This is a genomic window from Stenotrophomonas sp. 80084_Sma (assembly GCF_056481995.1).
The window spans coordinates 2042895-2068769 of sequence record NZ_CM151177.1 but is presented as its reverse complement, the minus strand read 5'-3'; the positions used below and the strand labels follow the sequence as shown (position 1 = coordinate 2068769).

Genomic DNA, 25875 nt, shown 5'->3' with positions numbered 1-25875 from the left:
TTAATGACATGAACGTCATCAATGGCCATGTCATGGACAGCTTTGCCGGTCTCAGCCTCTTCGTTCTGGTCGCCGAGGCACGCAGCTTCGCGGCCGCAGCACGACAGCGTGGCATCACCCCTTCGGCGGCAAGCAAGACCATTGCCCGGCTGGAAGAGCGTCTGGGCGCCCGCCTGCTGAATCGCAATACCCGCAGCGTCAGCCTGACTGCCGAAGGCGAGCAGTTCCTTGAACGCTGCCGTCGCATCATGACCGAGGTCGCCGCAGCGGAGCGCGAGCTGACCGACGCCCAGGCCGCGCCCAGCGGTCGCCTGAAGGTCAGTCTTCCACTCGCCAGCGGACTGATGCTGCCGGTGCTATCGGCCTTTGCGCACCGCTTTCCCGCCATCGAACTCGACCTGCACTTCAGCGACCGTCTTGTCGATGTCATCGAGGAGGGCTTCGACGCCGTTGTCCGCACGGGCAACCCCGCCGACTCCAGGCTGCACGGCCGCAACCTCGGCAGTGCCCGCCTGCTCTGCGTGGGCGCCCCTGCGTACTTCGCCAAGCGCGGCACGCCACAGCACCCGGATGATCTGAGCGGCCACGCATGCCTCCTCCATCGCTTTCCCGGCACCGGCCTGATCGAACGTTGGCCGCTGCCCACGCATGAGGGAGGCACTGAGCCACGGCTGACTGCCGCAATGACCGCCAATCATCTTGAGACGATCCTGCACATGGCCATTGATGGCCATGGCATTGCGTGCCTGCCCGACTTCGCCACGCGTGATGCGCTGGACCGCGGTGAACTCGTCAGCGTCCTGGACCCATGGAGCACCGAGCGCAGCACCTTCTGGGCCCTCTGGCCAAGCCATCGCCATCAGCAGCCGCGTGTACGCGCGTTTGTCGATTTCATGGCCGAACACCTCCTGCCCGAACCCAGCCAGTGCAATTGAACCTGCGCCCTGCTGCGACTACGCTGCTCGTCACTGGCCGTCGGTCACAGGCGGGAACCTGCTATGGATGCGCTTTCACGGGTCTCGGCCCAGGTCCTGGACAGCGCCCTGCCCAGCCTGCCGCTGTACCTGCTGCAGGCCACGGCGGTGATCGGCATGATCGGCGTGCTGCTGATCGCCACCCGCCGCGCCGGCCATGCCATTGAAGGCCGTCGCCTGTATGTCGGCGTGGCGCTGGGCCTGATCTACCTGTTCAATTCCTGGTTCGTGGCCCGTTACACCCAGGGTGCGGTCAAGCTGCACCTCGGCTTCGACATCCTGCTGGTCAGTGGCCTGCTGGGCGGTTGGCGCGGCGGCCTGACCTGCCTGGCCGCCAGCCTGCTGGCCCGCTACCAGTTTGCCGGCACCCAGTATTTCCTGCCGGCCGGCCTCGAGGCCACGCTGCAGATGCTGGCCGGCGTCTGGCTGCGCAGGCGCCTGCACCCGCGCATGCTCAATGAGCTCTCGCTGCGCGTGATCCTGCAGGCCTGGAGCGTGCGCATCGCCGTCACTGCGTTGGGCCTGGCACTGGGCGTCGCAATCATCGGCGCCAATCAGCTGCCCGTGGAGGAGTTGGCAATCCAGCGGCTGCTGGCACTGCCACTATCGCTGCTGATGCTCGGCGCGGTGTTCGCGCTGGTCTACAACGATGCGCAGATCGATGCACAGCGTCAGCGCGAACAGGCCTGGCTGCGCATCGATCCGATCAGTGGCCTGCCCAACATGCGTGCACTTGGCGAACGCCTGCAACATTACTGGCGCGACAACGACGGCATCGGCAAGGCCTGCCTGATCGTGGCCGAGATGGGCAACCTGCGCGACCTGCGCCTGCGCTATGGTCCGCTGCAGGACAACGGCCTGTGGCAGCGCGACAGCACCGACGAGGTGCATCGGCTGCTGCCCTCGCTGCCAGCCGGGCAGCTGGAGATCTACCAGTTCGGCGATGCCGCGCTGGCGATCCTGGTGCGCGACCTGACCTTGTTCGAACTGCGCACGCAGCCGCAGATCACCGAGCTGGCCAGCAACCTGGCCGATCGGGTCGGCCGCGATTGGCCCGGCTTCCGGCCGCTGTTCCGCTGTGCGGTGGTCGAATTGAAGCCCCCCTCCGATGCCGACGAAGGACATCTTCCGTTCCGCGCGATCACCGTGGCGCTGAGTGCGATCGAATCCGGCGTCGTGTTCTTCGACGACCCGATCCAGCGCGACAGCGAGATCGACGCCCTGATCGAAGTCGCCCTCGAACGCTGGCTGCAGCAGGGAGATGCCCCCCTGTGCTACCAGCCCAAGCATCGCCTGCAGGATCGCCAGCTGGTCGGCGCCGAAGCACTGCTGCGCATGCGCGACAGCGAGGGCCGGCTGATCGCGCCGATGCGGGTGATCTCGCTGCTGCGCCGGCAGGGGCGGTTGGCTGAACTGGAATGGGCCACGCTGCAGTCGGCCATCCACTTCCTGCAGCAGTGCCGACGCGATGGCTCGCAGCTGAAGATCGCCGTGAACGTTTCGGCCGAGTCACTGCGCCTGCCCGACTTCGGCCTGCGCCTGCAGGAATTGCTGGCACTGCACGATGTGCCCGGCGTGATGCTGCGCCTGGAGATCGTCGAATGGACCGAGATCGTCGAGCGCGACGTGGTCGATGCCAACATCGCACAGCTGCTGGCGGCGGAGGTCACGCTGTCACTGGATGATTTCGGTGCCGGCTATTCAACCCTGATCCTGCTCTCGCAGCTGGCCATCGCCGAGGTCAAGATCGAGCAGGCGTTGATTGCCACCCTGTCCGACGCCAAGTCGCAGTCGATCGTTCGCTTCATCGTCGAAGTCGCGCATCGCTGCGGTGCGATCGTGGTGGCCGAGGGTACCGAAACCCTCGCGCAGGAACAGCAACTGCGCGCACTGGGCGTGGATGTCGGCCAGGGCTATCTGTACTCGGCCGCGTTGCCGGCCGACGAGTTCCGCCGCTTCGCCGCCAGCTAGACCGCGTAGTAACCCAGGAACATCGCCACCGCCGATTCGGCCACGCGTGCGCGCTCCTGTTCGTTCAACGGCGCCTGCCCCATCGTCACCTGCGGCCAGAATGCAAAGCTCTTCACCAGGCCGTGCAGCTGGTGGCCGGCGAACTCCGGATCGACCTGGCGCAGCCGGCCATCGGCGATTGCCGCGCGGATCCATGCGCTCTCGCCACTTTCCTTCTCGCCCATGCGGCAGACGATGGCCTGCGCCCGTTCCGGTGAGTGGATGATTTCGGCCATCGCCACCCGCGCCAGGTCGATGAAGTTGGCATCACTGAGCAGCTCCAGCTTCTGCCCCAGCAGCTGCATCAGCTGCGCCTGCAGCGGCTGGTCGGCGCGGTACGGCAGTGCGTCGCTGGCCACGCTGCGCTCCCACAGCTCCTCCAGGATCATCGAGAACAACGCTTCCTTGCTCGGGAAGTGGTTGTAGACGGTGCGCTTGGAGACCCCGGCCACCTCGGCGATGCGGTCCATGCTGGTCGCCTCGTAGCCCGACGCGCGGAACTCCTCCACCGCCGCACGCACGATGGCTTCGCGTTTGCGGTCGGTCAGGCGTTGCGGGGCACGGGACATGGCAGGAACCAGATAACTGAACGGATGCCACCATTTTACACCCGGCAGTGTACTTTTGAAAAATACGAAACTACACTGTGCAGTGTACACAGCGGACGTCACCCATGAAGCGCCTGCTCCTTGTCCTTTTGCTTGGAATCCTCGCCGTGACCGCCTACACCTTCTGCAAGTCCTGGTCCCTCCCCGACTTCCCCGATTCGCCGCAGTACCGCGACGGCAAGTTCCGCAATGCCCTGCCGCGTCCGGCGATGGGCCTGCGCGATGGCGCGGAGATCTGGTGGACGTTCCTGTTCAACAAGCCCAAGGGCACCGTGCCCGCCCACCCCATTCCGGTGCTGCCGCTGGACCGTGCAACCCTGGACGCCGCGCCTGATCGCAGCCTGTTCCGGCTCGGGCATTCCACGATCCTGCTGAAGCTGCGTGGCCAATACTGGCTGACCGATCCGGTGTTCTCCGAGCGCGCTTCGCCGGTACAGTGGCTGGGCCCGGCGCGCTTCCACGCACCGCCGATCAGCATCGACGAACTGCCGCCGATCGCCGGCGTGATCCTCTCGCACAACCACTACGACCACCTGGACCATGCCGCAGTGATGCAGCTGGCCGGCAAGACCGCGCGCTTCATCGCACCGTTGGGCGTGGGCGACCAGTTGATTGCGTGGGGCGTGGACGCCAGCAAGGTCGAACAGCTGGACTGGTGGCAATCGACCGAGGCCAGTGGCCTGCGCCTGACAGCCACCCCGGGCCAGCATTTCTCCGGCCGCGGTCTGGGCGACAGCGATCGCAGCCTGTGGGCGTCATGGGTGATCCAGGACGGCGACTTCCGCATCTTCTTCAGCGGCGACACCGGCTACTTCGACGGCTTCAAGGCCATCGGTGAGAAGTACGGCCCGTTCGACCTGACCATGATCGAAACCGGTGCCTACGACCCGCGCTGGGCCTTCGTGCACATGCAGCCCGAGCAGACCCTGCAGGCGCACCTGGACCTGCGCGGCAAGTGGCTGCTGCCGATCCACAACGGCACCTTCGATCTGGCGCTGCACGTCTGGCAGCAACCGTTCGAGCGCATCACTGCATTGGCTGGCGCAAAGAACGTGCCGGTGGCCACGCCGATGATGGGCGAAGCGCTGGACATGCAGGCGCCGCAGGCGGGCACGCGCTGGTGGGAGACGGTGGAGCTGTAATGGGGGATGCCGCTTGACCTGCCGGAAGCCATGTAGAGCCGAGCCATGCTCGGCTGCTTCCGAGAAATGCGCCGTGGACGTCAAACAAGCTCAGCTTTGGAGGCACCGAAATTGGAGACGCCGGCAGCATTGCTGACATCGACATGCACGGTTATCAATTCGGCTTCCGGTAGCGCACTCTGAACCTGCACGCATGCGGCACGCGCGACATCGTCTGCGGCTGTGCCTTCTCGCTGGAATCGCAACGCCAACACGCCCGGCGAACCACTGCCCAGCAGCGCATCGTCGCACCCCACCTCTGCAAGACCTCGCTCAAATGCACTGAGATCTTTTCCGGTATCAGGCACTCGGTACATCAGCGTGAAACTGAATTCCATCATCAATCCATTTCAGATCGGTGGTCGCTGCCAGTCAGGATAGGGGCAAGCCGGCAGCCGTCCAGAGCCACATCCGTCAGCGCTCCCGCGATGGCAGCGCCAGCGCCCGGCGGCGCTGCAGTGCGTCATGTAACCGATTACATCCCTTGCTAGCGTAGCGCTCGCCCGATTCCGGTCGAACCTGCGAGGCTGTCCGTAATGACGTTGCGCGCCGAACGCTCCAAGGTCTCCCGCCCACCTGCCCCATGGCGACCTGCCGCCACTCTGATGCTCGCCGTCCTGGCATCCTCCGCGCAGGCACAGACATTGCCACCACGCAGCCAATGGCAGGCCAGCGCCTCCTCGCAGCAGGTTCCGGCGATGGCGATCAGCCATCTGATCGACGGCGACCCCAAGACCGTCACCGGCGGTGCCTTCAGTCCGGGCCACTGGTTCCAGATCGACCTCGGCGCGCCAACAATGCTGGCCGGCGCACGCCTCACCTGGGATGTCTCCAACCCGGAAGGCTATTCGCTGCAGACCTCGCTGGACGGCACACAGTGGCAGACCGCGTACACCATGGCCGATTCGCTGGGCGACGTGGAAACGCTGTACTTCGCGCCACGCCAGGCGCGCTACCTGCGGTTGGCCAGCCCGCAGCGCACGTCCGACTGGGGCGTGTCGATTTTCGAGATGGAGCCGCTGGACAGCACGCTCAGTGCGCGCGTGGCCGGACTCGATGCCACGCAGTCCGCGGCACTCTGGCAGGGCGGCAGTGCGGTGGCGATTCCCGCCGGCAAGGGCGGTACCCACACACTCGACATCGTTCTGCCGCGCGCGCAGTCCAGCACCGGGCTGGCGGTGGACTGGGCCAATGAGCACGGCGCTGCGCGCCTGCAGGCACGCGATGCCCAGGGCCGCTGGCACGAACTGGCCACGGATGCACAGGCGGCAACCCGGCAGCAGAGCTGGCTCGCGGCCAGCGCGCCGCTGGACCTGCAGGCACTGCGGCTGAACGTCGACGGCGATGCCCCCCAGGTGGCACGCATCCGCCTGCTCGGCCCGAAGGCGGTGATGACGCCGATGAAGCGTTACCAGATCGCCGCCAGCGGCGCACAGCGCGCGTTGTTCCCCGCCTCGCTGCAGATGCAGCAGACCTACTGGACTGCGGTCGGCGTGCACGCGGGCCGGCAGAAGTCGATCTTCGACGAGTACGGCAACGTCGAGGCCTTCAAGGGCGCACCACTGGTGCAGCCGATCTGGCGCAATGCCGACGGCAGCGCAGCCGGGGCCGCCGGGCAGAAGGTGCAGCACGCGCTGCGCGACGGCTGGAAGCCAATGCCGTCTGCCACGTGGGCACCGCAGCCGGGACTGGAACTACGCAGCGAGGCCTTCGCCATCGAACGCGACGGGCAACCGGTCACCCTGGTCCGCCACCGCTTGCGCAACACCGGCACCACCGCGATCGACGGCACGCTGACCCTGGCGGTACGACCGATGCAGATGAACCCGCCGTGGCAGAACGGCGGACTGTCGCCGATCCGCGAGGTGCGCATCGACGGACAGGCGGTGCGCATCAATGGCCGCTCGCTGCTGCGCTCGCTCACGCCGGTGGCTGCGTCCGGCGTTGCGCCGTTCGGGAAGGACGGCGCAACGGAGATCACCGCGGACATCGCTGCCGGCGAACTGCCTTCCTCGCAGCAGGCACGTGACGAGCAAGGACTGGCCGCAGCCGCATTGAGCTACCGGATCCGCCTCGCGCCCGGTGCCAGCGATGCGGTGGTCGTGGCGTTCCCACTCGGTACCGCCGCTGCCGATGCCAATGGCGTGCTGCCCGAGGCGCCTGCGCTTGACCTGTCCACGCTGCCCCGTGATGCCAATGCGGCGTTCGAGACGCTGGCCACGCAGGCGTCCGCAGATTGGCAGGCGCGGCTGGGCCAGGTCGGCCTGCGCCTGCCCGATCCCTCGCTGGTCGACATGCTGCGCGCGCAGGCTGCCTACATGCTGATCAACCAGACCGGCCCGGCCATGCAGCCCGGCCCGCGCAACTACAACCGCTCCTTCATCCGCGATGGCATGGCCACCTCGGCGGTGCTGCTGCGCATGGGCGAAGCCAAGGTCGCGCGCGACTACCTGGCGTGGTACAGCCAGCACGGCGTGCACGGCAGCGGACTGGTCTCGCCGATCCTCAACGACGATGGCAGTGTCAACACCGGCTTCGGATCGGATATCGAGTACGACAGCCAGGGCCAGTACGTGACGCTGGTGGCCGATGTCGCACGCCTGGATGGTGGGCCCGAGTCGGTGCGTGACTACCTGCCGAAAGTGAAGGCGGCGCTGCGCTTCCTGCAGCAGCTGCGCGAGCGCACGCTGGTAGCGGGTTACATGGCTGACCAGCCAGCGCCGGAGCGCTTCGCGGGCATTCTTGCGCCGTCGATCAGCCACGAGGGCTACCCTTCGCCCACCCACAGCTATTGGGATGACTACTGGGGACTGAAGGGCTGGCACGACGGCGCGTGGCTGGCAGAGGCACTTGGCGACCATGAAACCGCCCGTTGGGCGCGCGAACAGTACAAGCTGCTGTACGACGCACTGCATGCCTCGATCCGGGCGACGATGGCGTGGAAGGGCATCGACTTCATTCCGTCCTCGGCGGATCTGGGCGATGGTGATCCCACCGGCGTTTCGATTGCATTGGACCCCACCGGTGCGCAGAGCGTGCTGCCGGCAGATGCATTGCGGACCACCTTCGCCCGCTATCTGGAGGACGTTCGCAAGCGCAGCCAGCCCGGGGCGCTGTATGCCTACACCCCGTACGAGATCCGCAACGTGCTGAGCTATGTGCATCTTGGTCAGCCCGAAGCAGCCGATGAACTGCTGCAGGGCCTGCTGCATGATCGGCGCCCGCTTGAGTGGCAGGTGCTGGCCGAGGTCGTGCATTCGCGGCTGCGCTTCCCGCGCTACCTCGGCGACATGCCGCATACCTGGATCGGTGCCGAATACGGCCGCACGCTGTTCGGCATGTTGATGCGCGAGGACGATGACGCGTTGTCATTGCTGCCGGGCACGCCGCCGTCTTGGGTGGCCGGGGATGGGTTGGCGGTGGAACGCCTGCCGATCGCGTATGGCACGCTGCAGATGCAGGCGCGGCAGCGCGACGGGCTGCTGACGGTCACGCTGGGCAAGGGCTTGCGCAGCGGGACGGCGGTGAAGGTCTGGTGGCCGGCGCGCACGATGCCGAAGACGGTGCGTGTGGATGGACGCGAGGTTACCGCGTTCGATGCGGAAAGCGTGCGCGTGGCGAAGCCGTTCAAGACGCTGGAGGCGCGTTGGTAGAGTCGAGCTTGCTCGACTGCATTTCGCCGATCACCATGCGCCAGTCGAGCAAGCTCGACTCTACAGGGGCGCGCCGGCCATGCCCGGCGTCAGAGCGTCGGCAATCCCGGCGGGTTGGTCTGCGACTGCGGCACGGCCTCCTCGGCCACATTCCACCGCTTCAGCGCCTGCGCATAGGTGCCACTGCCGATCTGGGTGTTCAGCGCCTGCGTCACCGCATCAGCCAGGCCGCTGCCCTTGCGCGTGGTCACCGAGATCGCCGCGGCGTTCGGCCAGCCCCCCGGGAACAGGCCCACACGCCGCACCTTGCCATCGCGCGCCGAATAGGCGCCGGTGGCGTTGGGCTCGAACGAGACATCGGCGCGCCCGGTGATCACTGCCAGCCGCCCAACCACGGCGTCATCGAAGTACTGGTACTCCACCGGCTTCAAGCCAGCGGCGATGTTCTGCTGGTCCCACTGCCGCAGGATCTGGTCCTGGTTGGTGCTGGCACCGACCACCACCTTCAGCCCGGCAACGTCGGCCGGCTTTTCGATCTTCTGGATCGGCCCATCAGTGCGCGTGTAAATTCCCAGCAGATCGTAACGGTAGCTGGAGAAATCGAACTTCTTCTTGCGCTCTTCGGTCACCGTCACGTTCGACAACACCGCATCGTACTTGCCTGATTCCAGACCCAGCGGCCAGTCGGCCCACGCCACCGGCACGATCACCAGCTTCAGGCCCAGCCCATCGGCAATCAGCCGCGCGATGTCCGGCTCGATGCCGACCACGTCCTTGCTGTCGGTACCATAGTCGGCCAGCGGCAGCTGCCCCGGATGGGTGGCCACGGTGAACGTACCAGGCGTGACAAAGCGATAGTCGGCCGGAATCAACGCCTGCGCCTTCGGATCGAGCGTGCCCTTCAGGATTGCGGTGTTCGCACCCGCCAGGCTGGTTGCGGCCACGGTGCCGGCATCCTCGGATCGAGCGTGCCCTTCAGGATTGCGGTGTTCGCACCCGCCAGGCTGGTTGCGGCCACGGTGCCGGCATCCGGTGCCTGACGCACGCGCGAATAGACGATGCCGGCGATGCCGATGACCAGCACGCCCACGATCAACAGGGTGCTGCGTGAGGGGCGACGCGGTGCTGCAGGGCTCATGGTCTTCCTTCCGGGGTTACAGGGTCTTGGCCAGGAAATCGGCGGTGCGTTGCTGGCGCGGGCGCTCGAACAGCGCCTCGGGCGTGCCCTGCTCGATCACCCGCCCCTGGTCCATCATCACCACGTGGTCGGCCACGCGGCGGGCGAAGCTCAGTTCGTGGGTGACAATCACCAGCGTGGTGCCGGAGCTTGCCAGCTCCTCGATCACGCTAAGCACTTCGGCTACCAGCTCCGGGTCCAGTGCCGAGGTCGGTTCATCGAACAGCAGCACCTTCGGTTGCAGCGCCAGTGCGCGGGCAATCGCGATGCGCTGCTGCTGGCCGCCGGACAGCTGGCGCGGGAAGGCATCGGCCTTGTCGGCCAGGCCGACCCGTTCCAGCAGCGTGCGCGCCTGCTGCTCGGCCTGCGCACGCGGCACGCCGCGCACCGCGATCGGCGCCTCGATGATGTTCTCCAGCGCGGTCAGGTGCGGGAACAGGTTGAAGCCCTGGAACACCATGCCCACTTCCGCACGACGGCGGCGAATCTCGCGTTCTGGCAGTTCGAACAGGGTGTCGCCATCGCGGCGGTAGCCGATCAGCTGCCCGCCGACGGTCACGTAACCGCTGTCGGCACGTTCCAGGTGGTTTATCAGCCGCAGCAGCGTGGACTTGCCGGCACCGGACGGGCCGATCAGCACGGTCACGCTGCCAGCGCGCAGGTCCAGGTTCACGTCTTCCAGCACCGGCTGGTCGCCGAACACCTTGCCTACGCCATGCAGCGACACCGATGCCCCCTCACCCGCCTCAACCTGCGCGGCAATGCGCGGGCGATTGACCACGCGCGGTGCAGCCTCACCTGTGGCGCCCGTCGGTGACGAGACACGCGATACCGAACGCTCGCGCTGCAGCTGGCCGCGCGCAAAGCGCTGCTCCACGCGCCGCTGCAGCAGCGACAGCACGGTCAGGATCACCAGGTACCAGACCGTGGCCACCATCAGCAGCGGCACCACTTCCAGGTTGCGCCGGTAGATCACCTGCACCGTGTAGAACAGCTCCGGCAGCGCCAATACGTAGACCACCGACGTGCTCTTGGCCAGACCGATCACATCGTTGAACGCGGCCGGCAGGATCGAGCGCATCGCCTGCGGCAGGATGATGCGGCGCACCTGGCGGCCACGCGGCAGACCGAGCGCGGCCGCGGCCTCGTACTGGCCGTGGTCGACCGAAAGAATGCCGCCACGGATCACCTCGGCCGAGAACGCGGCCTGGTTCAAGGTCAGGCCCAGCACTGAGGCGGTGAACACACCGATCAGCTGCGTGGTCGGGTACGAGAACAGGCTGATGCCGGTAAACGGCACGCCCAGCTCGATGGTGCTGTACAGGTAGCCCAGGTTGTTCAACAGCAGCAACAGCACCAGCAGCGGAATCGAGCGGAACAGCCACACATAGCCCCACGACACCGCCGACAGCAGCGGCGAACCGGAGACGCGGGCCAACGCCAGCAAGGTGCCCAGCGCGAAACCGAGGCCAGTACCCAACGCGGTCAGCAGCAGCGTGCGACCCAGGCCTTCCAGCACCGGGCGTGCGAAGAACCACTCGGCGAACGTACCCCAGCCCCAGCGCGGATTGCCCAGCACTGATTGCAGCCCGATCAGGATCAAAGCCAGCGCCAGGAGGGTTCCGACCACCTGCAGAGGATGCCGGGCCGGCACGATCTTCAACGCCGGGGTGGGCGCCGGGCGTGTGGCAATGCCATCCAGCGCAGTCGAAGGCGTGCTCATGCGTGGGCTCCGTGCAGCTCGGTCTGGGGCGGGGGGGGGGGGCGCGGCCCCCCGGGGGTTTTCCGGGGGGGGGGGGGGGGGGGGGTTTGGGGGGGGCCCCCGGGGCGGGCGCGGGGGGGTGGCGGGGGGGGGGGTGCGGGCCGGGGGTTTCAGGCTGACGGAAGCCGGTGGTCAGGAACACCCGCCGGTAACCCTGGCGCGCCGCCTGGTCCTCCAGTTCCTGCAGTACACGCCGCGCGATGCCCTGGCGGCGCAGGCCCGGCAGCGTCCAGATGCGCTTGAACTCGGCGGTGTCCGGATCGCGGTGCGGCATGAAGGCACCGCCGGAGATCGCCACACCATCGCGCAGCAGCAGCACGAACGCGCCAACCGGGGCAGCAAAGGCCTGCGCCGGGTAGCGCTGCAGCTCCTCGCGGGCGCTGCCACCGATGCGTCGACGCACGTCGGCGTAGCGGCTGTCGTACTCCTGCTCCAGGCCATCGAACAGCGGCCGCGCCAGTGGATCATCCACCGAGGTGTAGAGGAAGCGTTCGTTGCTGCTCATGCCACGTCCTTCACCAGATAGTCTTCAGCCAGCCGCGCCCACAGGCTGGCGGCGGGTGCGATGGCGGCGTCGTTGAACACATAGCGCGGGCTGTGCAGCGGTGCGCTGTCGCCGTTGCCGACGAACACGAAACTGCCCGGCCGCGCCTGCAGCAGGAAGGCGAAATCCTCGCTGGCCGTGCGTGGCGCGAACTCCGGCACCAGCTGCTCGCTGCCGAAGCCCTGTACGGCTACGTCGCGGATATAGGCAGTCTGCTGAGGATGGTTGATCACGCTGGGGAAGCCGCGCGGGAACTCGATCTCGGCGCGCGCGCCGAACGCGGCGGCGGTCTGCTCGGCGACCTCGGTAACACGGCGCCGCAGGGTGTCACGTACCTCGGGCAGGTAGGCGCGCACGGTCAGCTTCAGCTCCACTACGTCCGGGATCACATTGGCGGCCTGCCCGCCGTGGATCGAACCGACGGTGACCACGCCCATCTGCCGTGGATCCACATTGCGCGAGACAACGCTTTGCAGCGCCGTGACGATATGCGCTGCCGCCAGGATCGGGTCGACGCTACCCTGAGGCTCGGCACCGTGACCGCCCTTGCCGATCACTTTCAGCCGCGCCCAGTCCACCGATGCCATCGCGGGACCGTCGACGAAGCCGAAGTGCCCCACCGGCACACCCGGCCAGTTGTGCAGGCCATAGATCGCATCCACCGGGAAGCGTTCGAACAGGCCGTCGGCGATCATCTTCGATGCCCCCGAACCGGTTTCCTCGGCCGGCTGGAACACCAGCTGCAGGGTGCCGTCGATGCGGCCGTGATGGGCCAGGTAGTGCGCCGCAGACAGCAGGATGGCGGTATGCCCATCGTGGCCGCAGGCATGCATCAACCCTTCGTTCTGGCTGGCGTAAGCCAGCCCGGAGTCCTCGTGGATCGGCAGTGCATCGATGTCGGCACGCAGCCCAAGTCGACGGCTGCCCTGCCCGCGCTGCAGCGTACCGACCACGCCGGTGCCGCCGAGGCCGGTGGTGACCTCATAGCCCCACTGCTGCAGCAGCTCGGCCACGCGTGCGCTGGTGCGGTGTTCCTCGAAGGCCAGCTCCGGGTGCCGATGCAGGTCATGGCGGATCGCGATGGCGGCCTCGGCGCGCGCCGCGATCTCCGGCAAAACGCCCGTCGTTTGGGAATTCCGCCGGGCATGGCCCGGCGCTGCCGCGTATTCTCCGCTCATCGCCTTACCCTGCCTTCCGCGCCGGCTCGGCATCGGTCGCATGGCGGCTGGCCTTGTACGGCAGGCCCAGATGCGCTCGCAGGGTCTGTCCTTCCAGCTTGCGCTGGTGGTAGCCGCGCGCCTGCAAGATCGGCAGCACCTGGGTCACGAAATCGTCCAGCCCTTCGCGCTGTGCCGCGAAACCAAGGATGAAGCCGTCGCTGGCACCGGCGTCGAACCAACGGATCAGCTCATCGGCGACGTGCTCCGGCGTGCCGATGAAATTTGGCCGTGGGCTCACCGCTTCCAACGCCACCTGGCGAAGGCTCAGGCCCTTCTCACGTGCATCCTGCTTGATGCGGTCGGTGGTGGAACGGAACGAATTGCTGCCGATGTCACCCATCTCGGGGAACGGCGCGTCCGGATCGTACTGGCTGAAATCGTGGTGGTCGAAGAAGCGGCCGAGATAGGCCAGCGCATCCTCCAGCGTGGCCAGCGCAGCAATCGCCTGGTACTTGGCTTCAGCCTCCTCCGCGGTGCGGCCGACGATGGGGCCGATGCCCGGGAAGATCTTCACGTCATTGCCGCTGCGGCCGTGGGCGATAGCCGAGATCTTCACCTTCTGGGTGAACGCGCGGGTCTCCTCCAGCGATGGCGAATGGGTGAACACCGCATCGGCGTACTTGCCGGCCAGCGCGATGCCATCGTCGGACGACCCGGCCTGGAAGATCACCGGCTGGCCCTGTGGCGAACGCTGGATGTTGAGCGGCCCTTCCACCTGGAAAAAGCGGCCCTTGTGGTCGAGGCGGCGGAACTTGTCCGGCGCGAAGAACGTGCCGCTGTCGCGCTCACGCACGAAGGCATCGTCATCCCAGGAATCCCACAGCCCCTGCACCACGTCCAGGTACTCGTCGGCGATCTGGTAGCGCAGCGCGTGCTCGGGGTGTGGCCGGCCATAATTGCGACCCGAACCCTCCAACGGCGACGTCACTACGTTCCAACCAGCGCGACCGCCGCTGAGCAGATCCAGCGAAGCGAACTGGCGGGCCACGGTGAACGGATCGCTGTAGGAGGTCGACAGCGTGCCGGCCAAGCCGATCTTCTTTGTGGCCGTGGCCAGTGCCGACAGCAGCGAGATCGGCTCGAAGCGGTTGAGGAAGTGCGGGATCGACTTCTCGTTGATGTACAGGCCGTCGGCCACGAAGCCGAAGGCGATACCGTTGTCCTCGGCGGTACGCGCGATGTCGATGTAGAACTGCAGGTTGACGCTGGCATCGGCCGGATTGGAGGGATGCTTCCAGGCATGCATGTGGCTGCCAGGACCCTGCAGCATGATGCCGAACGGAATGTGGCGCGGGGTCGTGCTCATGGGAATCGCTCCTGCAGGTCAGGCCACCGCCGCGCGCGGCGCGGGCGACAGCAGTTCAAGGGATGTCAGGCGTGCATCAAGGTCGGCCACCGGCGCATCGAGGATGAACTCGCCCACGCCGAAGCGCCGGTGCAGCGCATCCAGTTCGTCACGCACGTGCTGCGCATCACCGGACAACACGCTGGGGCGTGTCTCCTCGATGCGGAAATCGGCCACGCCCACCTGGCGCGCGTACTCGGCAGCCGCATCGGGACTGGGCAGATTCACCGTCTGGCCGGGGCCGAGGTGCAGCTTGTAGACGCGCAGCGCACCGATATGACGTGCTGCGGCTTCGGCAGTTGGTGCGGCGAACGCCACCGTGGCCAGCAGTGGCGGCTGCGTAGAAACGGTGCGGTAGGCATCGAACGCGGCCTCGATATGCTTCGGGTCACCATCGAAGTGCGCGGCGTAGACGAAGCGCCAGCCCAGCTCGGCCGCCTGCTGCGCGCTCTGCGGGCTGGCCCCGAGCAGGAAGCGCTCCGGTGCCTGCTGCGGAACCGGCCGAGCCTGTGCCTCGGTTTCGGCGCCGGACAGATAACCTTCCAGGTCGCGCAGTTGCTGGTCGAAGTCGGCGAACGCCGGACGCCCGGCTGCCAGCGCCGCGGTCGAGGCCGGCAGGCCACCGGGGGCCTTACCCACGCCAAGATCCACACGCCCCGGCGCCAGCGCCGACAGCAGGTTGAAGTTCTCCGCCACCTTGTACGGCGCGTAGTGGCGCAGCATCACCCCGCCACTGCCGATGCGGATACGCCGGGTCTGCGCCAGCACCCACGCAGCCAGCACTTCCGGTGCAGGGCTGGCCAGCGTTGGTGCAGCGTGGTGTTCGGCAAACCAGTAGCGGTGGTAGCCCAGCTGCTCGGCGCGCTGCGCCAGCTGCAGGCTGTTGCGCAGCGCCTGCTCCGGCGAGGCACCTTCGGCAACCGGGCTCTTGTCCAGCACGCTGATCTGATAGCTCATGGTCACGTCCTCGCTCAGGGGTGGGCCACGGGAATGCCGAGCAAGCCGTTCAACGCGGCCAGGATCGGCTCTGCACCGGAGATGTACTGGCGGTCCTGGTGCGCGCCACTGGCCAGTTCGCTGCGCACGCCCTGCGGCAGCACCAGCTTGGGGAGCGACTGGTCCTGCTCGCCGATCTCGGCGATCACCTCGCGGCGCGGCCGCGCGAAGCCGATGCGGCGCACGTCCAGCTGCGCGTCGAGGCCGTCGATGCTCGACAGCGCGCCTTCCAGCAACAGGCTGTGCCGGCAGAAGAAGCGCTGGCCGGGAATCTGGCCGTCCTCGAACTCACGGTCGAGCAGGAACAGGATGGGTTTGCTTGCTGCGTCGAAAGTCACTGGGGTCGTCCTCATCGGGGCCGGCAATGCGATGCCGCTTCGATATCGATGCTAGAGATGCCGGCAGCCGCAGCAGCGACGGCTGGCGACAATCGGCGGTCAGATCCGGCCACGCAGATGCGGCGTAGCCATAAGCAAAGCGCCGTCGGTTATGGCGTCAGGCAATACGTCGCAGCGGCGCCGCTACCGCCAGTGCCTGCGTGGCCAGATGCCCCGCTGCACGCTCGGTCGCCAGTTCGATGCGTTCCTGCAGGGCCGCACTGCTGATGTGCTCGCCCTCGAAGTCGGCCGGTGTGGCATACACCCCGATCGGCAGCGTGTGCGCCTGCAGGAAACTGAACAACGGCCGCAGCTGGTGGTCGATCACCAGTGCATGGCGCTCGCTGCCGCCGGTTGCCGCCAGCAGTACCGGCGTATCCACCAGCGCTTCCAGCCCGATGAAGTCGACCAGGTGCTTGAACAACCCAGGATACGAGCCGCGGTAGACCGGCGCGGCCACCACCAGCAGCTCGGCGGCCTCGATGGTCTGCAGCGCCTGCTCCACTGCCGGCCCCGCCTCGTCGCGCGACAGCGACTGGCCCAGCGCGCGCGCGATCGGCGCCAGCTCCACCAGGTCCACGCTGGCGTGCATCCGCTGCTGCAGCGACGCCAGCAGATGCCGCGCCAGCAACAACGTGCGCGACGTCGCCGAGCTGGTCGGCGACCCGACCAGTGCAACCACCTTCAATGCAGAAGACATGAAACGCTCCCATGTAGAGCCGAGCCATGCTCGGCTGCCGTTGGCGTGAACTTCAGAACCGGTAACTGACCCGCCCATACCAGTACGCACCCACATTGCTCAGCACATCGCCGCTGTCCCAGGTGGTCTCGATGCTCGCCACATCGGTCGCGCTGCGCGCGTACTCCGGCACCTTGCGCGTGCGCTTGTCGAACACGTTGTTGATGCCCAGCGTCGCGCTCCAGCCCGCACCCAGCTCCACGCCGCCGGACAGGTTGGTCACCAGCACCGGCGGCTGCGTGTATTCCACGCCGTTGTTCAGCCGCTTGATCGGGCCGTAGTAGGTGAAGTCAAGATTCGAGCGCCAGCGCCCGTTCTGCCAGCCCAGTCCCGCCACCTGCGTATAGCTGGGCGTGCGGAAGCGCAGCGCGTACTCGCTGGATCTGGTCAGCAGGTTGATGTTCGGCAGGCCCTGCAGCGCCGCCGGAATGTCGCTGACCTTCTGGATCGTGGTACGGCCAACATTGGCCGCGTAGCTCCAGCGCAGCTTGCCCCACGCGGTTTCCTGGTTCGCCTCCAGGGTCAGCTCGACGCCGCGTGTGCGGGTATTGCCCACGTTGGTGAAGTAGCTGGCGTAGAACGCATCACCCGGCAGGATGCTGATGCCGGCCGAACCCAGCAGCGCATCGATGGTGCTCTTCTGCGCCGCACTCAGCACCGTCCCGCTGTTGTCGGTGATGCGCGCTGGATCCTGCGCGTTGTAGCCGATCTGGCTGGACTGGCCGAGCTGGCCGCGGATGTCGATCTGATAGGCATCCACTGCCAGGTGGAATGCCGGGCTCGGGTCCCAGGTCACGCCCAGGCTGTAGTTGGTGGCCTTCTCTGGCTTCAGCGGCGTTGCGCCCAGCGCGAGAGCCGCCGGCGAAGACACCTGCGCCACCAGCGTGGTCCCGCACGGGCAGCTGCCGGTGGCCTGGTAGTACTGCGCGCCCAGGCTGGGCGCATGGAAACCGTTGCTCACCGTTGCCCGCACACCCAGCGCGTCGGTGAAGTCGAAGCGCGTGGTCAGGCGGCCGGTGGAGACACTGCCGAAATCGGAATGGTCTTCCCAGCGCGCGGCAGCATCCAGGTACCAGCGCGAGGTGATGTTGGTGGCGGCACCCACGTACACCGCCTTGCTGTTGCGGGTCGCCTTCACCGCGTCCGCAGTGGAATAGCCGACGAAGGCCGCCGCACCGAAGCCGGTGTACGACTCCCACTGCCCTGCCCCGCGCTCGTACTGCTCGTGCTGATACTCGGCGCCCGCGCTCACCTCCAGCGGCGAAGCAAACGCCGCCACCTCGAAACCTCGGCGCAGGTCGAGGTTGGCGATGCCCTGCTGGTAGTCCAGCTTGCCGTCGTAGAAATCAGTGGGCGAGCCAGGGTACGGCAGCGAGTAGTTCACCGAATTGCGGGTATAGGTACGCACTGTGCTGCGGTTGCCGGTCAGGCTGGCGTCGTAGTCCCAACCCGCGATCTGGCCTTTCACACCGGCCGTACCGGTGTACTGCTTCTCCTTGGTTTCCAGCACCGGCAGGAAGCCATCGGGAAACACGCTCAGTACGCCGGGGGCCCGGTAAGTGGTAAAGATCGTCGCGGGCAGGCGGAAATTCTGGATCGCCTGCGCGGTGCGGTCACTGGCCGTGGCGTTGGCGTAGAACTGCGCGCTCTCGCCCAGGCCATGGCCCACGTTCACCGCGAAGGCCTTCAACGCATACGACGGCGAGCTGAGGATGGTGTTGGCCTCGGCATTGCGGTTGGCCTCGGCCGGGTTCGGCGTGGCACCTGCAGGCAGTCGATTGTTCGGCCGCAGCGCCACCAGATTGCCGTTGCCGTCCACGGCCGGGTAGCTCAGGTAGCCATCGATGTAGCGGCGGGTGCGGATCGCATGGTGCTGGCGGGTGGTCTCACCGGACAGGTTGACGAAGCCATCCTCGCCCCACGGCAGGCCGACGTTGGCGCGCACGCTGGTACGCGAACCATCACCATCGATGCTCTGCCCGCTCTCCACCGACACATCACCACCGTGTGCCTGTGATTTCAGGATCACGTTGACCACGCCGGTGATCGCATCCGAACCGTAGATGGCCGAAGCGCCATCGCGCAGCACTTCCACATGGTCGATGGCCGAGACCGGAATCAACGCCAGGTCCGCCCACGCATGGCCGGGGAAGCCGCCCCCATTGGCCCCGCTCACATAGGCGCTGGCATTACGGCGCTTGCCGTTGACCAGCACCAGCGTGTAGCCCGGCGACAGGTTGCGCAGCTGATAGCCGCGAATGAGGCTTTCCTGATCGCTCTGGTAACCGCCGATCTGGCTCAGCGACGGCAGGCTGCGCTGCAGCGCTTCCAGCAGGTTGCCCTGCCCGGTTGCAGCGAGGTCCTCGGCGGAGATCACGTCGATCGGTGTGGAACTATTCTTCACCGTGCGCGTGCTGGTACGTGAACCGGTCACCACCACCGCATCCAGCGTGGATGCAGCAACGTTGGCCGTCGCCGCGGTGGTGGCAGGATCCGCATCGGCTTCCGCGGCATGGCTGGGCGTCGCAGCGAGGGCGGCAGCGATCAGGACAGCGAGAGTACTCAGGGCTGGGGCGTAGGCGGCAGGCATGGGGGCTCGTGGGGGTGGGCCGGAAACACGCTTCCATTCAAGGGCCTGTTCACCCGCGACGACAGGCGCGATCGCGTCACCCAGCCGTAACATCCGGCCACCCACATGACCGCTGGTAATGACGTTAGGCAGACCACACGCACGGGGTCGGATCCCTTTCCAAAGGAAAGGGCTCTGACCCCAGGCACGCATCCCTCCACGGGGTCAGAGCCCTTCCTGCGGAAGGGATCCGACCCCAGCCTCCATATGCCCGCCCAGCATCACCTCATGCCCGCGCACCACTCTGCGGCGCGCACCACCACCCGTAGCATCAGGCCATGCCCAGCCCTCCCGCCGATCCCGCCGCGCCGCTCGTCGCCATCGTTGCCTGCCACGGCCAGGGGCTGTTCGAGTTCGGCTGTGCGGTGGGCCTGTTCGCGCCGATAAGGCCCGAGCTGGGCGTGGCCTGGTACCGCACCCAGCTGTGCGCAGGCGAGCCCGGCGCACTGCGTATGCTCGGCAACACCCAGGTGCAGCTGCCCTACGATCTCGGCAGCGTCGATGACGCCGACGTCATCGTCATCCCCGGTTGGCGCGAACCCAGCGAACGTCCGCCGCAGGCCCTGCTCGATGCACTCATCCGTGCCCACGCACGTGGCGCACGCATCGCCTCGATCTGCTCCGGTGCCTTCGTGCTGGCCTGGGCCGGGCTGCTCGATGGCCGCCAGGCCACCACCCACTGGCGCCTCACCGAAGCGCTCGCGCGCGAGTTCCCGCGCATCGACGTGCGCGAGGACGTGCTGTATGTGGACACCGGCAGCATCATCACCTCGGCCGGCTCGGCCACCGGCATGGACATGATGCTGCACATGGTGCGCAAGGATTACGGTGCCCGCGTGGCCAACCTGGTGGCCGAGCGGCTGGTGCTGGCTCCGTGGCGTGATGCCGAACGCAGCCAGCGCGTCAGCCGCGCCATTCCCAATGGCGAGCCCACGCGGTTGGCAAAGCTGATGGAATGGATGCGCCGTAACCTGCGCGAGCCACATTCGCTAGGCAGCCTCGCCGAGCAGGCCGCACTCAGCCAGCGCACCCTGCAACGGCAGTTCCTGGAGGCCACCGGTCTGTCGCCCATCGATTGGCTGATCCGCGAGCGCGTGGCCTTCGCGCGTGAGCTGCTGGAAACCACCGACCGGCCACTGCAGTGGATTGCCGAGCAGGCCGGCTTTGGTTCGCAGGAGTCGTTCCGTCGGCACTTCCGTGGCCAGGTCGATGCCAGCCCCACCGAGTACCGCAGCCAGCATCGCAACGGCATCGGTGCCGACCGCCTGGTTGGCTGCTGAGCGCCCTCGTTCCCAACTTTCCACGCCGTCATCACCGCTGCAAGATAGGGGCACGCCCCACACTGCCGATGGAACGGTGATGACTGACAGCCCCTACAGACCCTACCGCGTTGGCATCGGCATGTCGCTGCTGCTGGCCGTGCTGATCGCCGCGCTCTCACTCATAGCGGTGGCAACGCCCAACCTGGGCTGGGGCATCGTGGCGCTGGCCACCGTCGCGATCTGGGTCGGCCTCCCGCTGCTGCTGGTCCTGCTGCTGGTGTGGCTGCGCTACATGGTGCGGCAGCGCGGGCGCATGCCCGGCCGTGTACACGCGTTGATGTTCGCACCGACCACCGCGGCCCTGCTCATCGTCCCCGTGTGGCTCTCCCTGCAACGCAGTTGGGACAGCGTTGCCGGTGGCTCGCGTGCGCCCATCGCGGAGATGCATATCAACCTCAGCGGGCAGCCCCTGTGGCTGGACACCTCACCGTATGCGTCCACCGGCTCCGGCGCTGGCCCGGACCTGCCCATGCAGGGCGAAACGCCCCAGCGCTTCCTGGCCTTCCACCGCTACCCCAACCCGCAGTCCGATGCAGAAAGGGGGTTCCCATATGAAGATGCGCGCCTGAAGCCCTCCGTCGACCACTACCGCTACGCCACACCGTCTGGAGATCGCGCCGTCACCGATGTGCCGCTGGTCCGTCGGCCGTACCCCGACCTTGCGTCATTCAATGCGGCCTGGCGACGCGCGGGTACACCCGAGCTCGTGCATATCTACTACCACTACAGCGATCACGTAGAGGTCGCGCCCGCGCTCGCACGCTTCAGTGGCTTCACCACCGATGATCTGGAACGCAGCCGCTTCGAAGGCCTGACGCTGTTCAAGATCCACAACTACGGCAGTGCGCCCATCCTGCGGATGGAAATCAATGGCCTCACACTGGACATCGGCGACGGGGCCATCGCGAACATCCCGGAAGCGCCCCGGGATTGCACGGCCTACGGCTACCCGGTCAGCCCCGCGCTATTGCCGCTCAACCTGCCCCTGCAGGTGCGCTGGCAGACTGCAGACGTGCCGACGCGGTGGCACAGCGCGCGCGTGCAGGTGCCCGCGTTCCGGCAGCCGCAGCCGCTGCAGGGGCAATCCACACTGCAGCGCGTCCTGCTGTACATGCTGCCCGATGACGCGCTGGCCGCCGAACGCTACGCCGAAGTGTTTGACGGCGATTCGCGGCGCGGCATCAAGGCCACTGGCCTGCCAGCCAGCGCTGCCACCTACGCGGTGTGTGGCAGCGCCAGGGCAACCTATGGCGAACGAGCGGGTACCGTGCTGGCCGACTGATCCGCGGCGTTGCCGGCGCGCTCCCCTCCACGCTGACGCGCGCTCAGTCCTCCTGCACCAGCTTGAACTCGCGCAGCAGGCCACCGATCTGGGTCTTGTCCAGCTTGTTCATCAGCAGGTTGCGCAGGAACGCAGGCCCGGGAATATCCAGCTCCTTGCCATCGCGCAGGCGACCGGTGGCGGCCAGCAGCGAGCGCACGTCATAGGTGGAATTGAACACCTCGGGCACACCGCGCTCGATCCCAAGCAGTGTGTACACCGCTTCCATCGGTGTGCGCACCGAATACTCGGTGGTGAAGATACAGTCGCGCTGCTTCGATTCGGCGAACTGTCCGATGAAGGCGAAGTTCACCGCACCCTCCGGCACCACGTCCGGCCGATCACCGGCCTGGCGCGGCATGAAGAACGCGGTGATGTACGGCATCATCACCGGCACCGTCTTCGCGCCGGTCGCGGCCAATTCGTCGATCTCCTCCACCGGCACGCCCAGGTGGTACAGCCACTCGCGGGTGATCTCTTCGCCGGTGCAGTCCTGCATCGGCTTCTTCACGTAGTCTCCAGGCGTATCCACGAACAGCGAATACACCCAGACCACGATCTGATCCTTGGGCTGGTTCTTGAAATGCGGCTGGCGGTTCACCGTCCAGCTCATCAACCAGCGCGAGTCACGCACACTGACGATGCCGCCGGTCACCACCTTGCCACTGAACGGGTCGCGCTTGGCGATCTTCTGGATGTAGGCCGGAATGCGTGCATCCAGCGTGGTCACCGTCGCCGATTCCCACTTGGTCTGCGGGATATGCGCGCCAAACACATCCGGGCGCCCGAACGCAGGATCCCTGGCGGCAATGCGTCGCCACAGGTCCCAGGCAGGCGCCGGCCCCTCATTCAATCGCGCAGCCGTGTGGTGGTCGCCGTTGTCCGAGTTCTCGGTCAACGAACCGATCGTCATGAACACAAGGTCATCCGCGCTCAGATCCACGCCACCGGCTACACCGTCACGCGTCCAGTGGATGCGCGTGGCCTGCTTGCGGCCGGCCGCCAGATCGAAGTCGACGTCGGTCACCTCGGTGCCGTACTGGAACACCACGCCGTGGTCCTGCAGCCACTTCACCAGCGGCAGCACCAGCGATTCGTACTGGTTGTACTTGGTGAACTTCAGCGCCGAGAAATCCGGCAGGCCGCCAATGTGGTGGATGAAGCGGTGCAGGTACAGCTTCATCTCCAGCGCCGAATGCCACTCCTCGAACGCGAACATGGTGCGCCAGTACAGCCAGAAGTTACTGTCCAGAAAATCGCGACCCAGCACCTCGTCGATGCGCTTGTTCTCCATCTCCTGCCGGGTGGCCAAGAACAGTGCGATGATGTCCTTCTGCGCCTGCTCGCTCAGCGTGAACAGGCCGTCGGTGTGCGCATCTTCGCCGCGATTGATCGTGGCACGCTGCAGCGAATAGTTCGGATCATCCTTGTTCAACCAGTAGAACTCGTCCAACACACTGGCATCCTCGATCTCCAGCGACGGAATCGAGCGGAACAGATCCCACAGGCACTCGAAGTGGTCTTCCATCTCGCGGCCGCCGCGGATCACGAAGCCCTTCTCCGGCACCTTCAGGCCATCCAGCGCGCCGCCGGGAATCTGCTGCTGCTCGAGAATGGTGATGCGCTCACCGGCCATGCGGCCGTCGCGCACCAGGAACGCGGCGCCGGCCAGCGAGGCCAGGCCCGAACCGACGAACCATGCGCGCTTGCCGTCGACACCGGCGGGCTTGCGCGGGCGCGCAAAGGCTTCGTAGTTGCCACTGCTGTAGTACATGCGTTGCTCCTTCCTGGAGGGGGTCATCAGGAACCCACAGTGGAATGACACAGCCATTCCATGCAGGTCATGCCCCTACTCTAGCGCCGAACCGATGTACCGTTTCCTGCACGCACGCTGTGACCGAATGACGCAGCCACGTCAGAGCTGTCGCCCCAGCAGCATGCCCGGCCAGCCATCCACAGTGAACGGCGCGATGCGCGTGTAGCCGCAGGTCTCATAGAAGCGCACCAGATCACCGTTGCCACCGCCGTAGCAGTCCACACGCAGATGGTCGAGCCCGGCAGCGCGCGCCTGTTCATCGGCAAAGGCCATCAGGCGCCGGCCGATGCCACGCACGCGCGCATCACGCGATGCCACCAGTACCCGTACATACAGTTCCGGGCCGGTGGGCGCAGGCACATAGGGCATCGACTCGCCCAGCGCCAGGAACGCGCGCACCACGCCGTGCTCGTTCTGCGCCACCCATGCACCTGGCAGTGCGCAGGCATCGGTCACCTGGATGATCCGGCGCGGCAACGTGGACCACGGCTCGCTGCCCCATTGCTGCAGATTGCCGATGGACACGAACCATTCGATGACTTCGTCGAAGAGCATCAGCACCGCAGGGGCATCGTCTACGTTGGCGCGGCGGATGTTCAAGATTTCCTTTCCAGCTTCAGTCATGTGCGCATTCCTTTCAACGCTTCAATCAATTGCGACGAGGATGCCGGCCAGCGGCCGGCACTACCAGGGCTGGAAGTCCGTGAGCCGGATTTGACATGCAGGCATTTGCCTGCCTATAGTCCACCCAAGGACGGCGCCTGTCCGCCCACCGCGAGGAACCTGCAATGGTCGATATCGCACACAGGGTCGGCATCAAGGCCCATGCAAGCCAAGTGTACGAGGCCTTGGCAACCCCGAAGGCGAAGGCGTCGCCGCCTGGTGGGCTGAAGACACCCATGGCGACCGCGTGGCCGGCGGGACGGTCAAGGTTCGCTTCACGAACAACGGCCAGGAAATCGGCGCCATGGAAATGAAACTTGAGCAGCTTGTTCCAGGCGAGCTCGTGCTTTGGCGGTTCCTCGCCGGCCCTGCCGAATGGATCGGCACCCACGCGCGCTTCCTGCTGAAGCAGGAGGGCGACTACTGCATCGTGCTGTTCACCCATGAAGGCTGGAAAGAGCGCGTCGAGTTCACCTCCCACTGCAGCACCAAGTGGGCGGTGTTCCTGATGAGCCTGAAGGCGCTGCTGGAAACCGGCAAGGGCCAGCCCAACCCACACGACGTCAGGATCGATAACTGGAATTGAAGACATTCCCATGGCGGTAGACAACGCGCGCAACACAGACAAGGTCTTCAAGGCACTGGCCGACCCCACGCGCAGGACGCTGCTGGACCTGCTCTGCGAAGACAACGGGCAGACGCTCGGCCAGCTCTGCGAGCACCTGGACATGGCCCGGCAATCGGTCACCCAGCACCTGGGCCTGCTGGAAGACGCCAACCTGATCAGCACCGTGCGCCGTGGCCGCGAGAAGCTGCACTTCATCAACCCGGTGCCCCTGCACGAAGTCTACGAGCGCTGGGTACGCAAGTTCGAGCAGCAGCGCCTGGGCCTGCTGCATGACCTGAAACGAGAACTGGAAGGAGAATGACGATGTCCGCAGAGTCCACCCGCTTCATCCACGTGATCTACATCGCCTCCACGCCGCAGAAGGTGTTCGAGGCCATCACCCGCCCCGAGATCGCCAGCCGCTACTGGGGCCACGAGAACGTCTCGGACTGGAAGCCCGGCTCGCGCTGGCAGCATGTGCGCGCCAACGAAACGCGCTCGGTCGAACTGGTGGGCGAAGTGGTGGAAAGCACCCCACCCTCGCGACTGGTCATCACCTGGGCCGCCGCCTCGCAGGCGGAGAACCCGGACGCCTACAGCCGCGTCACCTTCGACATCGTGCCCTACCAGGACATGGTGCGGCTGACCGTCACCCACGACGAACTGGAACCGGGCAGCGGCATGGATACCGGCATCCGCCAGGGCTGGCCGATCGTGCTGTCGAGCCTGAAGTCGTTGTTGGAGACGGGCAAGGGGTTGGATGTGTTTGCGAAGCCGACAGGTTGAGCCTGCAGCGCTAAGCTGCCACCGCCGCCCCCGTCTCCGCCCCGCCCATTTCGGCATTCCTTCCCGCAGAGAACCATGTCTACCGGCATCTGCGGCGCTGCGACCGACGCAGTACAGGGCGTGGCGGAGAGCAGCTTCCAGACCA

At 66.5% G+C, this 25875-nt stretch carries 19 protein-coding genes and 3 pseudogenes; 9 read left to right on the top strand and 13 right to left on the bottom strand.

Annotated elements, in window-relative coordinates:
• The first annotated feature begins 8 nt into the window (after positions 1-8).
• Together ACZK3W_RS09700 and ACZK3W_RS09695 are read left to right on the top strand one after the other, a co-directional pair.
• A complete protein-coding gene (locus ACZK3W_RS09700; RefSeq protein ID WP_478450720.1) occupies positions 9-935 on the top strand; it encodes a LysR substrate-binding domain-containing protein in 927 nt (308 codons plus the stop codon).
• Between the two features lie 63 nt (positions 936-998).
• A complete protein-coding gene (locus tag ACZK3W_RS09695) occupies positions 999-2945 on the top strand; it encodes an EAL domain-containing protein (protein ID WP_478450719.1) in 1947 nt (648 codons plus the stop codon).
• Here the strand turns inward: ACZK3W_RS09695 and ACZK3W_RS09690 are convergent.
• A complete protein-coding gene (locus tag ACZK3W_RS09690) occupies positions 2942-3553 on the bottom strand; it encodes a TetR/AcrR family transcriptional regulator (RefSeq protein WP_049398557.1) in 612 nt (203 codons plus the stop codon). The genes ACZK3W_RS09695 and ACZK3W_RS09690 overlap by 4 nt on opposite strands.
• Positions 3554-3657: 104 nt before the next feature.
• On the opposite strand from ACZK3W_RS09690, the gene ACZK3W_RS09685 reads away from it, so the two are divergent.
• A complete protein-coding gene (locus tag ACZK3W_RS09685) occupies positions 3658-4734 on the top strand; it encodes an MBL fold metallo-hydrolase (protein WP_478450718.1) in 1077 nt (358 codons plus the stop codon).
• A gap of 80 nt (positions 4735-4814) precedes the next feature.
• Here the strand turns inward: ACZK3W_RS09685 and ACZK3W_RS09680 are convergent, their stop codons facing one another.
• Positions 4815-5111 (bottom strand): hypothetical protein, encoded by a 297-nt coding sequence (locus ACZK3W_RS09680; protein WP_049398559.1) that lies wholly within the window; start codon positions 5109-5111, stop codon positions 4815-4817.
• Between the two features lie 198 nt (positions 5112-5309).
• Between ACZK3W_RS09680 and ACZK3W_RS09675 the strand changes: the two genes are divergently transcribed.
• Positions 5310-8426 carry a discoidin domain-containing protein gene (locus tag ACZK3W_RS09675; RefSeq protein ID WP_478450717.1) on the top strand — a complete coding sequence of 1039 codons (3117 nt, stop codon included), beginning with the start codon at positions 5310-5312 and terminating at the stop codon, positions 8424-8426.
• Between the two features lie 89 nt (positions 8427-8515).
• On the opposite strand, the pseudogene ACZK3W_RS09670 reads toward ACZK3W_RS09675, so the two are convergent.
• The 9 genes and pseudogenes from ACZK3W_RS09670 to ACZK3W_RS09630 all read right to left on the bottom strand — a co-directional run bounded on the left by ACZK3W_RS09670 (position 8516) and on the right by ACZK3W_RS09630 (position 19176).
• Positions 8516-9564: pseudogene (locus tag ACZK3W_RS09670) on the bottom strand (ABC transporter substrate-binding protein).
• Between the two features lie 16 nt (positions 9565-9580).
• Positions 9581-11326 carry an amino acid ABC transporter permease/ATP-binding protein gene (locus ACZK3W_RS09665; RefSeq protein WP_478450716.1) on the bottom strand — a complete coding sequence of 582 codons (1746 nt, stop codon included), beginning with the start codon at positions 11324-11326 and terminating at the stop codon, positions 9581-9583.
• A 138-nt stretch (positions 11327-11464) separates the two neighbouring features.
• Positions 11465-11870: pseudogene (locus ACZK3W_RS09660) on the bottom strand (GNAT family N-acetyltransferase); the annotation flags it as partial.
• On the bottom strand, positions 11867-13087 hold the full coding sequence (locus ACZK3W_RS09655) for a M20 aminoacylase family protein (RefSeq protein WP_423162743.1): 1221 nt from the start codon (positions 13085-13087) through the stop codon (positions 11867-11869). The gene ACZK3W_RS09655 and the pseudogene ACZK3W_RS09660, both read right to left, overlap by 4 nt.
• 4 nt (positions 13088-13091) lie before the next feature.
• A complete protein-coding gene (locus ACZK3W_RS09650; RefSeq protein WP_478450715.1) occupies positions 13092-14435 on the bottom strand; it encodes an LLM class flavin-dependent oxidoreductase in 1344 nt (447 codons plus the stop codon).
• A gap of 18 nt (positions 14436-14453) precedes the next feature.
• A complete protein-coding gene (locus tag ACZK3W_RS09645) occupies positions 14454-15431 on the bottom strand; it encodes an MsnO8 family LLM class oxidoreductase (RefSeq protein WP_329810479.1) in 978 nt (325 codons plus the stop codon).
• A 14-nt stretch (positions 15432-15445) separates the two neighbouring features.
• Positions 15446-15823: a DUF3088 family protein gene (locus tag ACZK3W_RS09640; protein WP_219626372.1), complete on the bottom strand. Its 378-nt coding sequence runs from the start codon at positions 15821-15823 to the stop codon at positions 15446-15448.
• Between the two features lie 142 nt (positions 15824-15965).
• Positions 15966-16547: an FMN reductase gene (msuE, locus tag ACZK3W_RS09635; protein WP_478450714.1), complete on the bottom strand. Its 582-nt coding sequence runs from the start codon at positions 16545-16547 to the stop codon at positions 15966-15968.
• Positions 16548-16599: 52 nt separating this feature from the next.
• The gene (locus ACZK3W_RS09630) at positions 16600-19176 is read right to left on the bottom strand and encodes a TonB-dependent receptor plug domain-containing protein (protein ID WP_478450712.1); all 2577 of its coding nucleotides are present in this window, start codon (positions 19174-19176) and stop codon (positions 16600-16602) included.
• Between the two features lie 317 nt (positions 19177-19493).
• Between ACZK3W_RS09630 and ACZK3W_RS09625 the strand changes: the two genes are divergently transcribed.
• Entirely contained in the window at positions 19494-20495 is a 1002-nt protein-coding gene (locus ACZK3W_RS09625) for a helix-turn-helix domain-containing protein (RefSeq protein WP_478450711.1), read from the top strand.
• A 79-nt stretch (positions 20496-20574) separates the two neighbouring features.
• Positions 20575-21819 (top strand): hypothetical protein, encoded by a 1245-nt coding sequence (locus ACZK3W_RS09620; RefSeq protein ID WP_478450710.1) that lies wholly within the window; start codon positions 20575-20577, stop codon positions 21817-21819.
• A 43-nt stretch (positions 21820-21862) separates the two neighbouring features.
• Here ACZK3W_RS09620 and ACZK3W_RS09615 read toward each other — a convergent pair whose 3' ends face one another.
• Entirely contained in the window at positions 21863-23632 is a 1770-nt protein-coding gene (locus ACZK3W_RS09615) for an oleate hydratase (protein ID WP_478450709.1), read from the bottom strand.
• Positions 23633-23773: 141 nt separating this feature from the next.
• Positions 23774-24298: a GNAT family N-acetyltransferase gene (locus tag ACZK3W_RS09610; protein ID WP_478450708.1), complete on the bottom strand. Its 525-nt coding sequence runs from the start codon at positions 24296-24298 to the stop codon at positions 23774-23776.
• 164 nt (positions 24299-24462) lie between these two features.
• Here ACZK3W_RS09610 and ACZK3W_RS09605 point away from each other — a divergent pair.
• The 3 genes and pseudogenes from ACZK3W_RS09605 to ACZK3W_RS09595 all read left to right on the top strand — a co-directional run bounded on the left by ACZK3W_RS09605 (position 24463) and on the right by ACZK3W_RS09595 (position 25730).
• Positions 24463-24923: pseudogene (locus ACZK3W_RS09605) on the top strand (SRPBCC family protein).
• A gap of 10 nt (positions 24924-24933) precedes the next feature.
• On the top strand, positions 24934-25266 hold the full coding sequence (locus ACZK3W_RS09600; RefSeq protein ID WP_132809957.1) for an ArsR/SmtB family transcription factor: 333 nt from the start codon (positions 24934-24936) through the stop codon (positions 25264-25266).
• Positions 25267-25268: 2 nt separating this feature from the next.
• Positions 25269-25730, top strand: a complete 462-nt coding sequence (locus tag ACZK3W_RS09595) for an SRPBCC family protein (RefSeq protein ID WP_180844117.1) — start codon at positions 25269-25271, stop codon at positions 25728-25730.
• Positions 25731-25875 lie beyond the last annotated feature (145 nt).

Excerpts from the sequence above, each read along its gene's own strand:
- ACZK3W_RS09700 (WP_478450720.1), top strand. The coding sequence starts at position 9 with ATGAACGTCATCAATGGCCATGTCATGGACAGCTTTGCCGGTCTCAGC.
- ACZK3W_RS09655 (WP_423162743.1), bottom strand. The coding sequence starts at position 13,087 with ATGAGCGGAGAATACGCGGCAGCGCCGGGCCATGCCCGGCGGAATTCC.
- ACZK3W_RS09665 (WP_478450716.1), bottom strand. The coding sequence starts at position 11,326 with ATGAGCACGCCTTCGACTGCGCTGGATGGCATTGCCACACGCCCGGCG.
- ACZK3W_RS09640 (WP_219626372.1), bottom strand. The coding sequence starts at position 15,823 with ATGAGGACGACCCCAGTGACTTTCGACGCAGCAAGCAAACCCATCCTG.
- ACZK3W_RS09645 (WP_329810479.1), bottom strand. The coding sequence starts at position 15,431 with ATGAGCTATCAGATCAGCGTGCTGGACAAGAGCCCGGTTGCCGAAGGT.
- ACZK3W_RS09610 (WP_478450708.1), bottom strand. The coding sequence starts at position 24,298 with ATGACTGAAGCTGGAAAGGAAATCTTGAACATCCGCCGCGCCAACGTA.
- ACZK3W_RS09690 (WP_049398557.1), bottom strand. The coding sequence starts at position 3,553 with ATGTCCCGTGCCCCGCAACGCCTGACCGACCGCAAACGCGAAGCCATC.
- ACZK3W_RS09675 (WP_478450717.1), top strand. The coding sequence starts at position 5,310 with ATGACGTTGCGCGCCGAACGCTCCAAGGTCTCCCGCCCACCTGCCCCA.
- ACZK3W_RS09620 (WP_478450710.1), top strand. The coding sequence starts at position 20,575 with ATGACTGACAGCCCCTACAGACCCTACCGCGTTGGCATCGGCATGTCG.
- ACZK3W_RS09600 (WP_132809957.1), top strand. The coding sequence starts at position 24,934 with ATGGCGGTAGACAACGCGCGCAACACAGACAAGGTCTTCAAGGCACTG.
- ACZK3W_RS09595 (WP_180844117.1), top strand. The coding sequence starts at position 25,269 with ATGTCCGCAGAGTCCACCCGCTTCATCCACGTGATCTACATCGCCTCC.
- ACZK3W_RS09695 (WP_478450719.1), top strand. The coding sequence starts at position 999 with ATGGATGCGCTTTCACGGGTCTCGGCCCAGGTCCTGGACAGCGCCCTG.
- ACZK3W_RS09625 (WP_478450711.1), top strand. The coding sequence starts at position 19,494 with ATGCCCAGCCCTCCCGCCGATCCCGCCGCGCCGCTCGTCGCCATCGTT.
- ACZK3W_RS09615 (WP_478450709.1), bottom strand. The coding sequence starts at position 23,632 with ATGTACTACAGCAGTGGCAACTACGAAGCCTTTGCGCGCCCGCGCAAG.
- msuE (WP_478450714.1), bottom strand. The coding sequence starts at position 16,547 with ATGTCTTCTGCATTGAAGGTGGTTGCACTGGTCGGGTCGCCGACCAGC.
- ACZK3W_RS09680 (WP_049398559.1), bottom strand. The coding sequence starts at position 5,111 with ATGGAATTCAGTTTCACGCTGATGTACCGAGTGCCTGATACCGGAAAA.
- ACZK3W_RS09650 (WP_478450715.1), bottom strand. The coding sequence starts at position 14,435 with ATGAGCACGACCCCGCGCCACATTCCGTTCGGCATCATGCTGCAGGGT.
- ACZK3W_RS09630 (WP_478450712.1), bottom strand. The coding sequence starts at position 19,176 with ATGCCTGCCGCCTACGCCCCAGCCCTGAGTACTCTCGCTGTCCTGATC.
- ACZK3W_RS09685 (WP_478450718.1), top strand. The coding sequence starts at position 3,658 with ATGAAGCGCCTGCTCCTTGTCCTTTTGCTTGGAATCCTCGCCGTGACC.